Origin of the sequence: Kitasatospora sp. NBC_01560 (genome assembly GCF_045208415.1) — a bacterium.
GTDB lineage: Bacteria > Actinomycetota > Actinomycetes > Streptomycetales > Streptomycetaceae > Kitasatospora.
In genome coordinates, this window is the sequence record NZ_CP109364.1 from 3,721,706 (window position 1) to 3,736,477 (window position 14,772).

The 14,772-nt window shown below is 73.9% G+C and carries 11 protein-coding genes, 1 rRNA gene and 1 pseudogene; 6 read left to right on the forward strand and 7 right to left on the reverse strand.

Annotation, left to right across the window (positions count from 1 at the left end):
- Positions 1 to 44: 44 nt before the first annotated feature.
- The gene (locus OH807_RS15960) at positions 45 to 803 is read right to left on the reverse strand and encodes a response regulator (RefSeq protein ID WP_406199039.1); all 759 of its coding nucleotides are present in this window, start codon (positions 801 to 803) and stop codon (positions 45 to 47) included.
- Between the two features lie 264 nt (positions 804 to 1,067).
- On the reverse strand, positions 1,068 to 1,760 hold the full coding sequence (gene hpf / locus OH807_RS15965; protein ID WP_406199041.1) for a ribosome hibernation-promoting factor, HPF/YfiA family: 693 nt from the start codon (positions 1,758 to 1,760) through the stop codon (positions 1,068 to 1,070).
- A 368-nt stretch (positions 1,761 to 2,128) separates the two neighbouring features.
- Here hpf and OH807_RS15970 point away from each other — a divergent pair, with 368 nt between their 5' ends.
- The gene (locus OH807_RS15970) at positions 2,129 to 2,887 is read left to right on the forward strand and encodes a ComF family protein (protein WP_406199043.1); all 759 of its coding nucleotides are present in this window, start codon (positions 2,129 to 2,131) and stop codon (positions 2,885 to 2,887) included.
- Here the strand turns inward: OH807_RS15970 and OH807_RS15975 are convergent.
- The 3 genes from OH807_RS15975 to mtrA are packed head-to-tail and all read right to left on the reverse strand — an operon-like array spanning position 2,875 to position 7,565.
- Entirely contained in the window at positions 2,875 to 4,764 is a 1,890-nt protein-coding gene (locus OH807_RS15975; protein WP_406199045.1) for an LpqB family beta-propeller domain-containing protein, read from the reverse strand. The genes OH807_RS15970 and OH807_RS15975 overlap by 13 nt on opposite strands.
- Positions 4,739 to 6,829 carry an MtrAB system histidine kinase MtrB gene (gene mtrB / locus OH807_RS15980; RefSeq protein WP_406199047.1) on the reverse strand — a complete coding sequence of 697 codons (2,091 nt, stop codon included), beginning with the start codon at positions 6,827 to 6,829 and terminating at the stop codon, positions 4,739 to 4,741. Before mtrB ends, OH807_RS15975 begins: the two co-directional genes overlap by 26 nt.
- Before the next feature lie 58 nt (positions 6,830 to 6,887).
- Positions 6,888 to 7,565, reverse strand: coding sequence for an MtrAB system response regulator MtrA (gene mtrA / locus OH807_RS15985; RefSeq protein WP_030061806.1), 678 nt, complete (start codon positions 7,563 to 7,565; stop codon positions 6,888 to 6,890).
- Between the two features lie 286 nt (positions 7,566 to 7,851).
- On the opposite strand from mtrA, the gene OH807_RS15990 reads away from it, so the two are divergent.
- The 5 genes from OH807_RS15990 to OH807_RS16010 all read left to right on the forward strand — a co-directional run bounded on the left by OH807_RS15990 (position 7,852) and on the right by OH807_RS16010 (position 13,366).
- Entirely contained in the window at positions 7,852 to 9,042 is a 1,191-nt protein-coding gene (locus tag OH807_RS15990; protein ID WP_406199049.1) for a hypothetical protein, read from the forward strand.
- A gap of 29 nt (positions 9,043 to 9,071) precedes the next feature.
- Positions 9,072 to 9,719, forward strand: a complete 648-nt coding sequence (locus tag OH807_RS15995) for a DUF4129 domain-containing protein (protein WP_406199051.1) — start codon at positions 9,072 to 9,074, stop codon at positions 9,717 to 9,719.
- Positions 9,716 to 10,987 (forward strand): DUF4350 domain-containing protein, encoded by a 1,272-nt coding sequence (locus tag OH807_RS16000; RefSeq protein WP_406199052.1) that lies wholly within the window; start codon positions 9,716 to 9,718, stop codon positions 10,985 to 10,987. The genes OH807_RS15995 and OH807_RS16000 overlap by 4 nt, the downstream gene beginning before the upstream one ends.
- A gap of 101 nt (positions 10,988 to 11,088) precedes the next feature.
- On the forward strand, positions 11,089 to 12,018 hold the full coding sequence (locus tag OH807_RS16005; RefSeq protein WP_406211009.1) for an AAA family ATPase: 930 nt from the start codon (positions 11,089 to 11,091) through the stop codon (positions 12,016 to 12,018).
- A gap of 37 nt (positions 12,019 to 12,055) precedes the next feature.
- Positions 12,056 to 13,366, forward strand: a complete 1,311-nt coding sequence (locus OH807_RS16010; RefSeq protein WP_406199054.1) for a DUF58 domain-containing protein — start codon at positions 12,056 to 12,058, stop codon at positions 13,364 to 13,366.
- Positions 13,367 to 13,420: 54 nt separating this feature from the next.
- On the opposite strand, the pseudogene OH807_RS16015 reads toward OH807_RS16010, so the two are convergent.
- Positions 13,421 to 14,359: pseudogene (locus OH807_RS16015) on the reverse strand (EamA family transporter); the annotation flags it as partial.
- A 251-nt stretch (positions 14,360 to 14,610) separates the two neighbouring features.
- Positions 14,611 to 14,727: ribosomal RNA gene (gene rrf, locus OH807_RS16020) — 5S ribosomal RNA — on the reverse strand.
- Positions 14,728 to 14,772 lie beyond the last annotated feature (45 nt).

Sequence of the window (14,772 nt, forward strand, 5' to 3'; positions counted from 1 at the left end):
GTGCGGCCGCGCGCCGCCCGGTGGCCGGGACGGCGCGGCGGGCGTCACCCTATTTCGAGGATCTTCTCCCGCATCGCGTAGACCACGGCCTCCATCCGGGAGTGCAGCTGCAGCTTCTCCAGGATGTTGCGCACGTGGTTCTTCACGGTGTTCTCGCTGATGAACAGCTCCTTGGCGATCTCCCGGTTGTTCATCCCGGTGGCCACCAGCTTCAGCACCTCCAACTCCCGGTCGGTCAGCCGGGGTGCGGGCACCAGGTCCCGGTCGTCGGAGCGGCGCTGGATCATCGACTTGAACTCGGTGAGCAGCTTGGACGCCATCGACGGGCTGATCTGTGACTGCCCGTCGGCGACCGCGCGGATCGCGGTGGCGACCTCGTCGGTGGAGATCTCCTTGAGCAGGTAGCCGGTGGCACCGGCCTTGATCGCCTCGTAGAGGTCGGCTTCCTCGTCGCTTATCGTCAGCATGATGATCTTGGTGCTGGGCACCACGTCCTTGATCGCGGTGCAGGCCTCGATCCCACTGCGGCGCGGCATCCGGACGTCCATCAGGATGATGTCGGGCAGCAGGTCGGCGGCCTTCAGCACGGCCTCGGCGCCGTCCCCCGCCTCGCCGATGACCTTGATGTCCTCCTCCTCCGCGAGCACGATCTCCAGCCCGCGGCGGAACAGCGCATGGTCGTCCACCACCAGGACCCGGATCGGTTCACTCCGGTGCGGGGCGTACTCGGGCTCCTCCCTCCGCCCCGGCGCCACCCCCGTGACCGGCCGCGCAGCGGGCCCCAGCCCGAAGTGATCCCCCATCCGCTCCTCCCCCGTCGCCGGTCGTCGTGCGCCAATCATTCCACGGCCGCGGTGTCCTGCGGTCACCCTCCGGCGCCGGGGCGTTCGCACCGGGTGACCTCGGGCTCCGCGGTGGCCCCGCAAGCCCGACCGGGGCAGCGCCGGGACGGCCCGGGCGCAATGCCACGCCGATGCCGCCCCGATGCCGCCCCGGTGCCACCCCGGAACGCCGGTGACCCCGGCAGCACAGCCACCGGGGTCACCTCTCGCACACTTGTCGGACGGTCAGTCCTCGTCGCCGGACCCGCCGAACGCACCGCCTGCGCCGCCACCCGCCGCGGACGAGCCGTCGGCCTTCAGGTGGATGACGCCGTAGTTGTAACCGTGCCGGCGGTAGACGACGCTCGGCAGGCCGCTGTCCTTCTCCACGAACAGGTAGAAGTCGTGGCCGACCAGTTCCATCTCGTAGAGTGCCTGGTCCAGCGCCATGGGGGCGGCCGGGTGGGTCTTCTCCCGGACCACCAGCGGGCCTTCGCCCTCCACTTCCAGGGATCCCATCATGGTCTTGCGGACGGCCCCGTTGGTCGCGCCCTCCGGCTGCGTCGTCTCGGGCAGCGCGGCGAGGGCCGCGGTCGCCTCGGCGACGCTGATGGGAGTGCGGCCGTTGCCGCCCTTGTGCACCCGGCGCCGGTCTGCGGACTTGCGCAGCTGTGCGTCGAGCTTCGCCGAAGCCAGGTCGAGAGCCGCGTACGGGTCACCGGCGGCGGCCTCGGCCCGGATCACCGGGCCACGGGTACGGAGAGTGATCTCCACCCGCTCGGACCGGTCGGCCTGACGCGGGTTGTGCTCCTTGGACACCTCGACGTCGAGGCTGATCACCTTGCCGTCGAACTTCTGGACCTTCTCCAGCTTCTCGGCCACGTGCTCGCGGAACCTCTTGGGCACCTCGGTCTTGCGGCCCTTGACGACGATGTCCACGCAGAACTCCGATCCCTCGTGCTGACGCCGATCCGGGTGCTACCGGATCGGGCTGAGACCCAGCCGGACCAGCCAATCCACTGCCGGCCCCCCGTCCCACCGCGAGCGGTGGAAACGACTGGCCCTCACCTCACTTCCTCCCCACCAGGGACGGTTGAAACCCCCTGGAGCCTTATCGAACACCTCACACGGGGTTTTCGCCTCCCCAGGCGGGAGAGCGGGTATGACGGGATGCTGTGGGCCGGCGGTCAAGCTGTTGCACCCTGTCTACCCTCCAGTGAGTGAAACATGGGCAAATGCCTGGACAACACCCCCCGTACGGCGCATTCTTTGCTCACTCTCCGTGCCTGAAGCCGCCAGGAGCAGCCGTGCCACCCTCCCCAGAACCCGCCCGGCCACAGCCTTCCCAAGGGCCGTTCGGTCACGCACTGGTCGGCCTGCTGGACGTTCTGCTGCCGGCCGGGTGCGTCGGCTGCGGGGCCGGACACACCCAGCTCTGCCCGTCCTGCCGGAGCGCACTGTCCACCGCCGCACCGGGGCCCACCGCCCTGCCCTGGGTGCACGCCGCCGCCGCGTACGCGGGCCCGGTCCGGCAGTTGCTGCTGGCGCACAAGGAGCGCGGCGCACTGCGGCTGGCCGGCCCGCTCGGCGAAGCGCTCGCCCTGGCCGTGCGCTCCTCGCTCGGGCCGCACGCCGGGTCGGCGCCGCTGCTGCTGGTCCCGATGCCCTCCACCCGCGCCGCCGTCCGCGCCCGCGGTCACGACCCGACGCTCCGGCTGGCCGGCGCCGCCGCCCGGGCGCTGCGCCGGGCGGGGCTGGACGCCCGGGCCGCGCCGGTGCTGCGGCACACCCGGCCGGTCGCCGACCAGGCCGGTCTCACCGCCCCCGAGCGCCGGCGGAACCTGCACGGCGCGCTGACCCTGCTGCCGCGCGCGGGCGGGCGGCTGAGCGGCCGTCAACCGGTCCTGGTGGACGATCTGGTCACCACCGGCGCCACCCTCGCCGAGGCGGCCCGGGCGCTCGCCGCCGCCGGTCTCCCGCCGAAGGGGGCCGCCACCGTCGCGGCCGCCGTCCCGCACCGGCCCGCCCCCGGGGCTCCGGGGGGCCGCCCGGGTCAGCCCGGGTAGAAGAAGCCCGCCGCCCGCAGGCTCGGGTTGACCTCCCGCCACTGGTTGTTCACCAGCCGGTAGATCTTGCCGTCGGCCTGCCGCGCGAGCACCGGCGGCACCTGCGTCGCGGTCTCCCCGCTGAACTCCGAGGCCTCGGCCGAGTACATCCCCTCGCCACCCTGGAGCGGGGCGTCACTGCTCTGCGAGCCGTCGGTGCTGATGTAGTGCAGCTGCTGCAGCCGCCCGTTCTCCTTGCCCAGCACCAGCAGCTGGTCGGCCTCCGCCCAGGACACCGAGGCGATGTCGGTGAGCAGCGGCGCGACCCGGCGCAGGCCGGTGATCTCCGCGGTGGGCGTCTCCTTCGCGCCGCTGTGCAGCACCAGGCCGAGCCAGAGCGAGCGGGCACCGGAGGCGTCCTTGAGCACCAGGGCGATCCGGACGCCGTCGGAGGAGATCTTGAGGTCCTGCACGGTCCGGCCGTCCAGGCCCTCGACCGGCACCGGGTAGGACTTGCCGCCGCGGACCATCAGCACCCGCCGGTTCTGCGGGTCGCGGTCGACCACCCAGAGGTCGCCGCGGCCGTCCCAGCTGGGGGAGGCGAGTGCGTCCTCGGCCCGCTCGCCGGGCCGGGCCTGGGTGGTGAGCACCGGCTCGGGCATCGCCTGTCCGCTGTCCGAGAGCCCCACCGAGAAGAGCTGGTGGCCGTTGCCGCTGATCGCCGCGGCGCGTTCGCCGTCCCGGGCCACCGCGATCGCGCTGAGCGGCGGCTGCTTGTTCGGCTGCGGCCGGCCGAGCGGGCCGCGGACGGGCGTGCCGTCGGTGTCCCGGGCCTCCATGAGGACGCCGTCGTCGGCCCGCTGGAAGTACTGCTTGTCGGCGACCGCGCCGGCCAGCGCGCTGGGCCCGGTGGTGGAGGCCTCGGCGCGCCCGAGCTGGCAGCCGCTGCCGCGCGGGCCCTTCAGCTCGATCCGCTCGACCTGTCCCTTGCCCTGGTCGGCGAGGGTGTAGAGGAGCTGGGTGGCCATCTGCCGGCAGGCGATCGCCCCGCTGAGGTCGACGCCGTTCAGCACCACGTGCGCGGTGCGGGCCTCGTCGACGGTGACCCGGTCGACGACGGTGCCGCCCGGGAACGCCGTCCGGGCCACCGGCGACAGCCAGTCGGACGGACCGGCGACGACGGCCTTGGCGGCCGCGGTCAGCGGGTCTATTCGGCGCCGCAGGTAGATGGGATCGGCGATCAGCACCTCCTGCGGGCCGAGCGCGGCCGCGCCGGTCACCGCGGTGCGGGCCGCCGACGGGTCCTGCAGCGCGTAGAAGAAGCGGTCCACCTGGCGGAAGCTGTTGCGGAAGTTGGTCTGGTTGATGATCAGCCCGTCGGGCAGGTTGGCGATCCGCCACTCACCGCCCTTCTCCCGGACGAACGTGAACGGGAGGTCGACGTCCAGCTGCCCGCCCGAGAAGGTGTAGGCGTGCTTGTCGTCCACCTTGGCGACGACCTTGCCCGGCACCTGGAACGAGACCGAGGTGTCGGTGTCCGTCACGCTCTGGTTGGTCCGCGGGTAGGGGTTGGACGCGAGCACCTGGATGCCCGCCTCCGGGTTCCAGTGCTGCCCGGCCTCCTCGGTCAGGTACTTGCGCGCGGTCTCGTAGCTCTCGTCCGCGGTCAGCGCGTCCAGGAACCCGATCAGCAGCTCGTCCGGCCTGGCCCCCTTGGAGGGTTCCACCGGGAACACCCGGACCGGGACGTTCTTGTCCGGGGAGCCCTGGGACAGCTCGACCCTGCCGATGCCGCCGGAGTCCGGCATCGCCGCGCAGCCGCTCGCGAGCAGGCCGCCCAGCACCGCACCGGCCACCGCGACCAGCCGCGGATCAGTCCTGCTGCTCGTCCTTCGCACGCTGCGACCCCTCCGTGTCCGTCCCGCCCGCGCCGTGCAGGGCCTGTGCCGGACCGGTGAGGTCCGGCTCCGTCGTCCGCTGTGCCACCGACGGCCGTCCCGGCGTCGGGTCCACCATGACCTGGGCTCCGGTGGCACCGTACCCGGCACCGGCGGTCCGCACGTCCGAGGGGTCGGTCCGCGGGCCCTCCGGCAGCCGGCGGCTGCCGAGCCCCGGGCCGATGCTCAGCACGCCGCCCAGCCCGCTGCCGAAGCCGCTGCCGGGGGTGTCCGGGGTCTCCGGCACGGCCGGGTCGTCGGTGGCGGTCAGCGCGGTGGCGCCGACCGGGCGGATCGCCCGCCGGTACGGCGTCCCGTAGGAGCCGAGGCCGCGGTTGTTCCGGGAGTCCTCCGGCTCCAGCCGGAACGGTGCCCGGCTGATCTCGCCGCCGCGGGTGCGCGGCAGGGTGAGCCGGAAGTGCGAGCCGCCGCCGGGCTCGCCCCAGGCCTGGAGCCAGCCGCCGTGCAGGTGCGCGTCCTCGACCGCGATGGAGAGGCCGAGCCCGGTGCCGCCGGTGGTGCGCACCCGGGACGGGTCGGCCCGCCAGAAGCGGTGGAACACCCGGGACGCCTCGCCGGGCTTGAGCCCGATGCCGTAGTCGCGGACACCGACCGCGACCGCGCCGTCGGCCGAGCCGAGCCGGACGACCACGTCGCGGCCCTCGCCGTGCTCCAGCGCGTTGACCACCAGGTTGCGCAGGATGCGCTCGATCCGGCGGGAGTCGACCTCGGCCACCACCGGTTCGCCGTCGCCGCGGACGACCACGGCACTGCCCTTGGCCTGGGCCAGCGGGTCGGCCGCCTCGATCACCCGGCCGACGATCTCGCGCAGGTCGACCGGCTCGGCGTCCAGGATCGCCGCGCCCGCGTCGAACCGGCTGATCTCCAGCAGGTCGGCGAGCAGCGACTCGAAGCGGTCCAGCTGGCCCTGGAGCAGCTCGGCCGAGCGGGCCGCCATCGGGTCGAGGTCCTCGCGGCTGTCGTAGATCAGGTCCGCGGCCATCCGCACCGTGGTCAGCGGGGTGCGCAGCTCGTGCGAGACGTCCGAGACGAACCGCCGCTGGACCCGGGAGAGCTCCTCCAGCTGGCGGATCTGCGCCTGCAGGGCGTTGGCCATCCGGTTGAACGATTCACCGAGTCGGGCGATGTCGTCCGTCCCGGTGACCTTCATCCGCTCCTCCAGGTGCCCGGCGGCGAGCCGCTCGGAGATCCCGGCGGCCATCCGGACCGGCGTCACCACCTGGCGCACCACCAGCCAGGCGATGCCGCCCATCATGATCACCACGAAGACGCCGGCGGTGGCCAGCGTGCCGGTGATCAGGCCGAGGGTGTCGGTCTCCTGGCCGAAGGAGAAGACGTAGTACAGCTGGTACGGGGCGTTGGTGGGCCCGGTGAACTGCATGCCGATGGCCAGGCCGGGCTCGGTGCCGCCGCTGCCGTCCGGGCCGCGGTGGATCAGGGTCGGCTGGTCGAAGATGCCCGCCTCCTCGGACACCTTGGCGCGCAGCGTCTCGGGGATGCTGAGCGGCAGGATGTCACCGGAGTAGCGCGGCCCGAGGCCGGTGTTCTGCGGTGCGACCGGCTGCCCGTGCGGGAGCATGGCGATCACCGAGTAGACGCTCTGCCCGCTGGCGGCGAGGTCCCCGACCTGCTTGAGCAGCCAGTTGCCGAGCTCCTCGGTGGTCGGGTCGGCGGTCGAGCCGACCTTGAGGCGCAGGTCCTTCGCCTCGTCGATCTTCTTCAGCTCGGTCTGGAAGCCGGCCCTGGCCTGGCTGCGCGCCGAGTCCTTCTTGGTGTTCAGCAGGCCGTTGCGGACCTGCGCCACCACGACCACACCCAGCACCAGCACCACGACGACGGACAGCATCAGGGTGGCCGCGACCACCCGCAGCTGGATCGAGCGGCGGTAGAGCGCGACCAGCCGGCGCAGCGGCCGGCGCAGCTGACGGACCACCGGCGCGACCAGCGCCGTGAGCCGGCGCCGGCGGCGGTTGCGGGTGGTGGAGCTCAGTACGTCCCCGCGCACGGCACCGCCCCCGTCGGTCGAGGAACCCGACGGGGTCTCGTCAGCCTGGTACATCACGTCAGCTGGGCCCGGCCTTGTAGCCGACGCCACGGACGGTCACCACGATCTCGGGGCGCTCCGGGTCCTTCTCGATCTTGGACCGGAGACGCTGGACGTGCACGTTGACCAGTCGGGTGTCCGCGGCGTGGCGGTACCCCCAGACCTGCTCCAGCAGCACCTCACGGGTGAAGACCTGCCAGGGCTTGCGGGCCAGCGCGACGAGCAGGTCGAACTCCAGCGGGGTCAGCGGGATGCCCCGGCCGTCCCGCTTCACGGAGTGGCCGGCCACGTCGATCACCAGATCGCCGATGGTCAGCTGCTCGGGCGTCGGCTCCTCGGCACGGCGCAGTCGGGCTCGTACCCGGGCCACCAGCTCCTTCGGTTTGAACGGCTTGGTGACGTAGTCGTCGGCCCCGGACTCCAGGCCGACCACGACGTCCACGGTGTCCGTCTTGGCGGTCAGCATGACGATCGGAATACCGGACTCCGCCCGGATCTGCCGGCAGACGTCGATACCGTCCCGCCCCGGCAGCATCAGGTCGAGCAGGACCAGGTCGGGCTTGGTCTCCCGGAACGCGGCTAGTGCCTTGTCCCCATCCGCGACGAAAAACGGCTCAAAACCCTCACCACGCAGCACAATGCCGAGCATCTCGGCCAGTGCGGAGTCGTCATCAACGACGAGGACACGTCCCTTCATGCTTCCATCCTCTCATTACCGGATTGTGACCTGCCGCACAGCAGTCCCTTTGCGCCAGAACGGCCAAGTCCCGGCACGGCGAATTCCGGCCATACCGGACGAATGTCCTTGCCCGGAGCGGTCCGGGTGCCCCCGGCGCCGCCGGGCGGGCGCAGGGCGGGCCCCCGTTGTCGTTCAGCAACCGGATACCCCTGGGGCCCGTCCGACCACCATGGCACGATGGGCGCTGCGCGCGGGTGAAGATCCACCCGGCCCGCACCCCCTGACGCCCCTCCGAGGAGCAGTGATGACCGACACTCCGGGCTGGGCCTCGCCCAGCTCGTCCGAGCAGCCCCGCGACGAGGCCCGGCCCCCGGCCGACGCACCCGCCGCCGTGCCCGGGCAGTCGGCACCACCCCAGGGCGCGCCCACCGCGCCCCCGGCCTGGGGCACCGGCCACGGCGGCCCCCAGTACGGCGGCCCGCAGCCGGGCGGCCCGCACGGGCAGCCCGGCCCGTACGGCTGGGGCGTCCCGGTCAGCCCCAAGCCCGGCATCATCCCGCTGCGCCCGCTCGGCCTCGGCGAGATGCTGGACGGCGCCGTCTCCACCATCCGCAAGCACTGGCGCGCGACGCTCGGGCTCTCCCTCGGCGTCGCCGTCGTCCAGCAGGGGGCCGTCCTCACCGCCCAGTTCGCCGTCAACGGCGACACCGGCGAGTTCACCCCGGTCGTCTCCGCGCTGATCAGCCTGCCCGTGGCGCTGCTGCTCGGCGTGGTCGCCGCGGCGCTGCTCACCATGGTCGTCAGCCGCGCCATCCTCGGCCAGGCCGCCAGCGTCCGCGACGCCTGGCGCGACGCCCGCCCCCGGCTGCTCCAGCTGGTCGGCCTGACCCTGCTGACCGGCCTGATCGGCGCCGGCATCGTGCTGCTCGGCTTCGCCCCGCTGATCGGCTACCTGCTGTCCGGCGCGGACGAGCCCGTCATCGCCGCCCTGTTGGTCGTCGTCGGCCTGCTCAGCATCCCGGTCGCGTTCTGGATCTGGATCCAGCTGAGCCTGGCCGCGCCCGCCCTGATGCTGGAGAAGCAGGGCATCCTGACCGCGCTCTCCCGCTCCCGCCGGCTGGTCCGCGGCTCCTGGTGGCGGATCTTCGGCATCAACATCCTCAGCCAGGTGCTGGCCGGCATCGTCGCCGGGATCATCAGCGTCCCGTTCACCGTCGTGGGCCTGGTCCTCGGCTTCAACGAGATCTCCGACCAGATCGGCTCCGGCGAGACCGCGGCCACGCTTCCCGCCATCACGCTGATCTTCAACGCGATCGCCGGTGTGCTCTCCTCCACCGTCACGATCCCCTTCACCGCCACCATCGGCGTCCTGCTCTACGTCGACCAGCGGATCCGCCGCGAGGCGCTGGACATCGAGCTGGCCCGCGCCGCCGGCCTGCCCGAGTACGGCGGCGCCGGCTGGGACGGCCGGAGCCCGAACGCGGCGAGGCTCTGAACCGGATGCCGAACTGGGGGGAGAGGGCGGTGGCCTCGGGCGGGGCCCCGGTCACCGTTCCACGCGACCCGGCCCGCGAGGCCGTCCGGGACGAGCTGCTCAACGCCGACTACCACCGGCACGACCCGAGCCTCCAGGAGCGGATCTACAACTGGTTCATGGACCGGATCGACGACGCGCTCAACGCCATCGGCGGTGACGGCGCCACCGGCACCACCGGGCTGATCCTGTTCCTGGTGGTCGCCGCCGTGATCGGCGCCGCCCTCTGGTGGCGTCTCGGCGCCCCCGGACGGGCCGCCGCCACCACCGTCGGCGTCTTCGGCACCGCCGGACCGCGCAGCGCCGCCGAGCACCGCTCCGAGGCCGAACGGCACGCCGCCGCCGGGCAGTGGGCCGACGCCGTCCGCGAGCAGATGCGCGCCATCGTCCGGGCCCTGGAGGAGCGCACCCTGCTCGACACCCGCCCCGGCCGCACCGCCGACGAGGCGGCCGCCGAGGCCGGCCGGGTGCTGCCCGCGCACGCCGCCGACCTCGGCACGGCCGCCCGCACCTTCGACGACATCGCGTACGGCGAGCGCACCGCCGACCAGGGTGCCTACCAGCTGCTCCGTGACCTCGACCAGGCCCTCGAACGCGCCCGCCCGGCCCTCGCCGCGGCCCCGGGAGGAACGGCATGACCAGCACCGTCCCCGGCGCCACCCCGGACACCGTCCCGGGCCCCCAGGACGCCGCAGCGCCCGGCGGTCCGCCCGGACCGCCCGGACCGCCGCCCCGGGTCAGCCCGAGCAGCCTCGCCCCCACCGGCCGCAGCCTCTGGCACCGCTCCCGGTGGTACCTGCTCACCGCCGCCGTCGTCCTGCTCTCCGCCGCCCTGCTGGCCGGCCTCAACCAGGACCGCCGTTACCCGCCGCTCGACCCGCGCTCCTACGACCCGTCCGGCAGCCACGCCGTGATCGCCCTGCTCCAGCGCGAGGGCCTCCGGGTCGACGTCACCACCGACCTCCCGGCCCGCACCGGCGGCAACGACACCGTCGTGGTGCCCGAGCCCGACCTGCTCGGCCACGACCAGCTCCGGGCCCTCGCCGCCGCCGGGCACACCCGGCTCGTCCTGGTCGCGCCCGGCCCGGACGCCCTCGCCGCCCTGGTGCCCGGCGTCCGCTTCGCCGAGGAGACCGGCCCGGCCTACGCCTCGGTCCGCAGCACCGACCCGAAGTGCGGGCTGGCCGAGGCCGTCCGGGCCGGCAGCGCCCACCTCGGCGGGGTGCTCTACACCGCCGGCAGCCGCGGCGAGGGCTGCTACCCGCGCGGCACCGGCTACCCCCTGGTGACCGCGCCGACCGGCAAGGGCACCGAGGCCGTCGTCCTCGGCAGCGGCGACTTCCTGCGCAACGAACTCGTCAAGAAGGACGGCAACGCCTCGCTGGCCCTCGGCCTGCTCGGCTCCCGGCCCACCCTCACCTGGGTGCTGCCCGACTACTCCGCCCCGCTCGCCGAGGGCTCCGGCCACCACCAGGTCACCGACTTCGTCCCGGACGGCTGGCGCTGGGCCGCGTACCAGCTCGCCGCCGCCGTACTGCTCACCGCGTTCTGGCGCGCCCGCCGGCTCGGCCCCGTCATCAGCGAGAACCTGCCCGTGGTCGTCCGCGCCGCCGAGACCACCGAGGGCCGGGCCCGCCTCTACCGGCGGGCCAAGGCCCACGGCCGCGCCGCCGACGCCCTGCGCCGCGCCACCGCCCACCGCCTCGCGCCGGCCCTGGGCGTCCCGCTCCACGCCGGTGCACCCGACCCCACCGCGCTCTGCGCGGCGATCGCCGACCGCCTCCCCGAGCCGCCCGCCGGGGACGTACGGGCCCTCCTGTACGGCCCGCCCCCGACCGACGACGCCGCGCTGCTGCGGCTCGCCGACGACCTCGACGCCCTCGAAAGGCAGGTACGGAAGCCGTGACCGAACAGGCCACCGCCCAGCTCCGCATCACCCCCGGCCCGGCGACCGCCACCCCCGGTGCCACGGCCGCCCCCGGCGGCGACACCGACCCGCGCCAGGCGCTGACCGCCCTGCGCGCCGAGATCGCCAAGGCCGTGGTCGGCCAGGACGCGGCCGTGACCGGCCTCGTCGTCGCCCTGCTCTGCGGCGGCCACGTGCTCCTGGAGGGCGTCCCCGGCGTCGCGAAGACCCTGCTGATCCGTACCCTCTCCACCGCGCTCAGCCTCGGTACCAAGCGCATCCAGTTCACCCCCGACCTGATGCCCGGCGACGTCACCGGCTCGCTGGTCTACGACGCCCGCACCGCCGAGTTCTCCTTCCAGCCCGGCCCCGTCTTCACCAACCTGCTGCTCGCCGACGAGATCAACCGGACGCCGCCGAAGACCCAGGCCGCCCTGCTGGAGGCCATGGAGGAGCACCAGGTCACCGTCGACGGCGAGCCGCGCGCCCTGCCCGTCCCGTTCCTCGTCGCCGCGACGCAGAACCCGGTCGAGTACGAGGGCACCTACCCGCTGCCCGAGGCCCAGCTCGACCGCTTCCTGCTCAAGCTCGTCCTGCCGCTGCCCGACCGCGACCAGGAGTACCAGGTCCTGGCCAGGCACGCCTCCGGCTTCGACCCGCGCGACCTCGCCGCCGCCGGCGTCCGCCCGGTGGCCGGCCCCGAGCACATCGCGGCCGCCCGCGGGCAGATCGCCAAGCTCACCGTCTCGCCCGAGGTGCTCGCCTACATCGTCGACCTCTGCCGGGCCACCCGGCAGTCCCCGTCGCTCTCCATCGGCGTCTCCCCCCGTGGCGCCACCGCCCTGCTCGCCGCCTCCCGCGCCTGGGCCTGGCTGGCCGGCCGCGACTACGTCACCCCAGACGACGTCAAGGCGCTGGCCCTGCCCACCCTGCGGCACCGCGTCGCGCTGCGCGCCGAGGCCGAGATGGAGGGCGTCACCGCGGACTCGGTCATCCAGGCCGTCCTGGCCCAGACGCCCGCCCCCCGCTGACCGCCTCCACCGCCCCGTTCCCGAAGGAGCGCACCGCATGGCCCTCACCGGGCGAACCGCCCTGCTCGCCGCACTCGGCGCGCTCGTCGTGGGCCTGCTCCTGCCCTCCTGGACCGGCATCGCCGCCGTCACCGGCGCGGTCCTGCTCGCCGTCACGGTCGATCTGGTGCTCGCCGCCCCGGTCCGCAGCCTGCGGATCACCCGGGGCGGCGACACCACCGTCCGGCTCGGCGAACCCGCCTCCGTCGAACTGAGCGTCACCAACCCGGCCGGCCGCCCGCTCCGGGCCCTCGTCAGGGACGCCTGGGCCCCGTCCGCCTGGCGGCCCGGCACGGCGACCGCCGGCTCCCGGCACACCCTGCGCGTCCCCGGCCACGAGCGACGCCGCGTCACCACCGTGCTCACCCCGACCCGCCGCGGCGACCACCACGCGCACAAGGTGACGATCCGTTCGTTCGGCCCGCTCGGCCTGGCCGGCCGTCAGGGCTCGCACCTCGCCCCCTGGACCGTCCGCGCCCTGCCCCCGTTCAACAGCCGCAAGCACCTGCCCTCCCGGCTCGCCCGGCTGCGCGAACTCGACGGCCGGACGTCCGTCCTGACCCGCGGCCAGGGCACCGAGTTCGACTCCCTGCGCGAGTACCTGCCCGGCGACGACATCCGCTCCATCGACTGGCGCGCCAGCGCCCGTCGGCACACCGTCGCCGTCCGCACCTGGCGGCCCGAGCGCGACCGCCACATCCTCCTCGTCCTGGACACCGGCCGCACCTCCGCCGGGCGGGTCGGTGACGCCCCCCGCCTGGACGCCTCGCTCGACGCCGCACTGCTGCTCACCGCGCTCGCCACCAAGGCCGGTGACCGGGTCGACCTGCTCGCCCACGACCTGCGCAAGCGCGTCTCGGTGGCCGGCCGCTCCCCCAACGAGATCCTGCCGGCCTTCACCAACGCGATGGCCGTGCTCGAACCCGCGCTCTACGAGACCGACATGCGCTCGCTGGTCGCCACCGCCCTCAAGATGGCCCCGCACCGCTCACTGATCGTCCTGCTCACCGGGCTCGACGCCGCACCCGTCGAGGACGGCCTGCTGCCGCTGCTGCCGCTGCTCACCAAGCGCCACGAGGTCGTCCTCGCCTCCGTCTCCGACCCGCACCTCGACGAACTGGCCGCCGGCCGCGGCACGGTGGAGGCCGTGTACGGCGCGGCCGCCGCCGAGCAGACCCGCGCCGACCGCAGACTCACCGCCGACCGGCTCACCCGCGCGGGCATCACCGTCCTCGACGCCCCGCCCGCCTCGGTCGCCCCGGCCCTCGCCGACACGTACCTCGCCCTCAAGGCCGCCGGCCGGCTCTGACCCGCCCCGGACGGTGCCGTTCCGGCCCGCACCGGGCACGGCAAGCAGGGCCAGGCCCGCTGCAAGGACCGCCAGTCCGCACCAGGAGACGGCCGGCAGGCGCTCACCGACGACCGTGACGCCCAGGACGGCGGCCACGGCAGGCTCGGCCAGGGTCAGCGTCGTCGCCACCGACACGGCCGTGCGCCGCAGCCCGTGCCCGAAGAGCCGGTAGGCCAAGTGCACGGTGAACAGCGCCAGGTACAGGGCGACCGCCGCGCCGCGCGGGGTGCCGAGCCAGTGCGGGCCGGTGAGGATCACCACCGGCAGCACGAGCAGCGCGGCGGCACCGAACAACGCCCCCATCACCGCGCCGGACGGGTGCCCGCCGCGGGTGATGAGCCGGCCCCCGATCAGGGAGTACGCCGCGTAGGACAGCCCCGCCGCGGCGGCCAGCACGACACCGGTGAGGTCCACGGTCGTTGCGGCACCGGCGAGTTCGGGACCGAGCACGAGCAGGACGCACCCCAGGACGGCGGCCGCGGTGGCGCCGGCCCACCGTGCGGTCGGCCGCCCGTCGCCGGCGATCCAGGACAGCAACCCGGCGAACACCGGAGCACTTCCCAACGCGATCACCGTGGCCACGGCGACGCCGGCCCGTCCCACCGCCGGGTAGAAGGTCACCGGGTACCCCGCCACGGCCACCGCTCCCAGCACGATCAGCCGACGCTCGGCCGGGGCGCACTCCCGGGGCAGCGAACGGGCCTCACGGGAGGTCAGGAACAGCAGCAGGCCACCCAGAACGAGGCCCGCACAGCCGATGGCCGCCGGGGGCGCCCCGGCGGGTGCCATCGAGCCGGCGGTCCCGGTCGTGCCCCAGAGCACGGCCGCGACCAGGATCGGCACGGGCCCGCCGAGCAGCCCGGCCCGGACGGCCGCCCGCCGGACGGCCGAGGTCGGGGCCGGGGCCTGGCGGACTGGAGAATCAGGAGAAGTACGGTTCGGCACAGTCATGGTCTTCCGTCGTCGAATGCGTCGTCGAATGAGTCAAGAGGGACTGGATTCGAAACGGGCGCACGACGGGGGCCCCTGGCCGGCCCAGCGGCCGGCGGGGACTGCGGGGGGAACCGTCAGCGTCTGCGCCCGGTCAGGCGCAGAGCGGTGGCAGGACGACGTGCCAGTACGTACTCACCCGGCGATCGTACCTGGCGCACAACGCAGAAAGACCCCCTCCGGAATCCGGAGGGGGTCTTTCTGGAATGATTGTTCGGCGGCGTCCTACTCTCCCACAGGGTCCCCCCTGCAGTACCATCGGCGCTGTGAGGCTTAGCTTCCGGGTTCGGAATGTAACCGGGCGTTTCCCTCACGCTATGACCACCGAAACACTATGAAACTTATCACCGCACCCATACCGTGACCTGGCATGG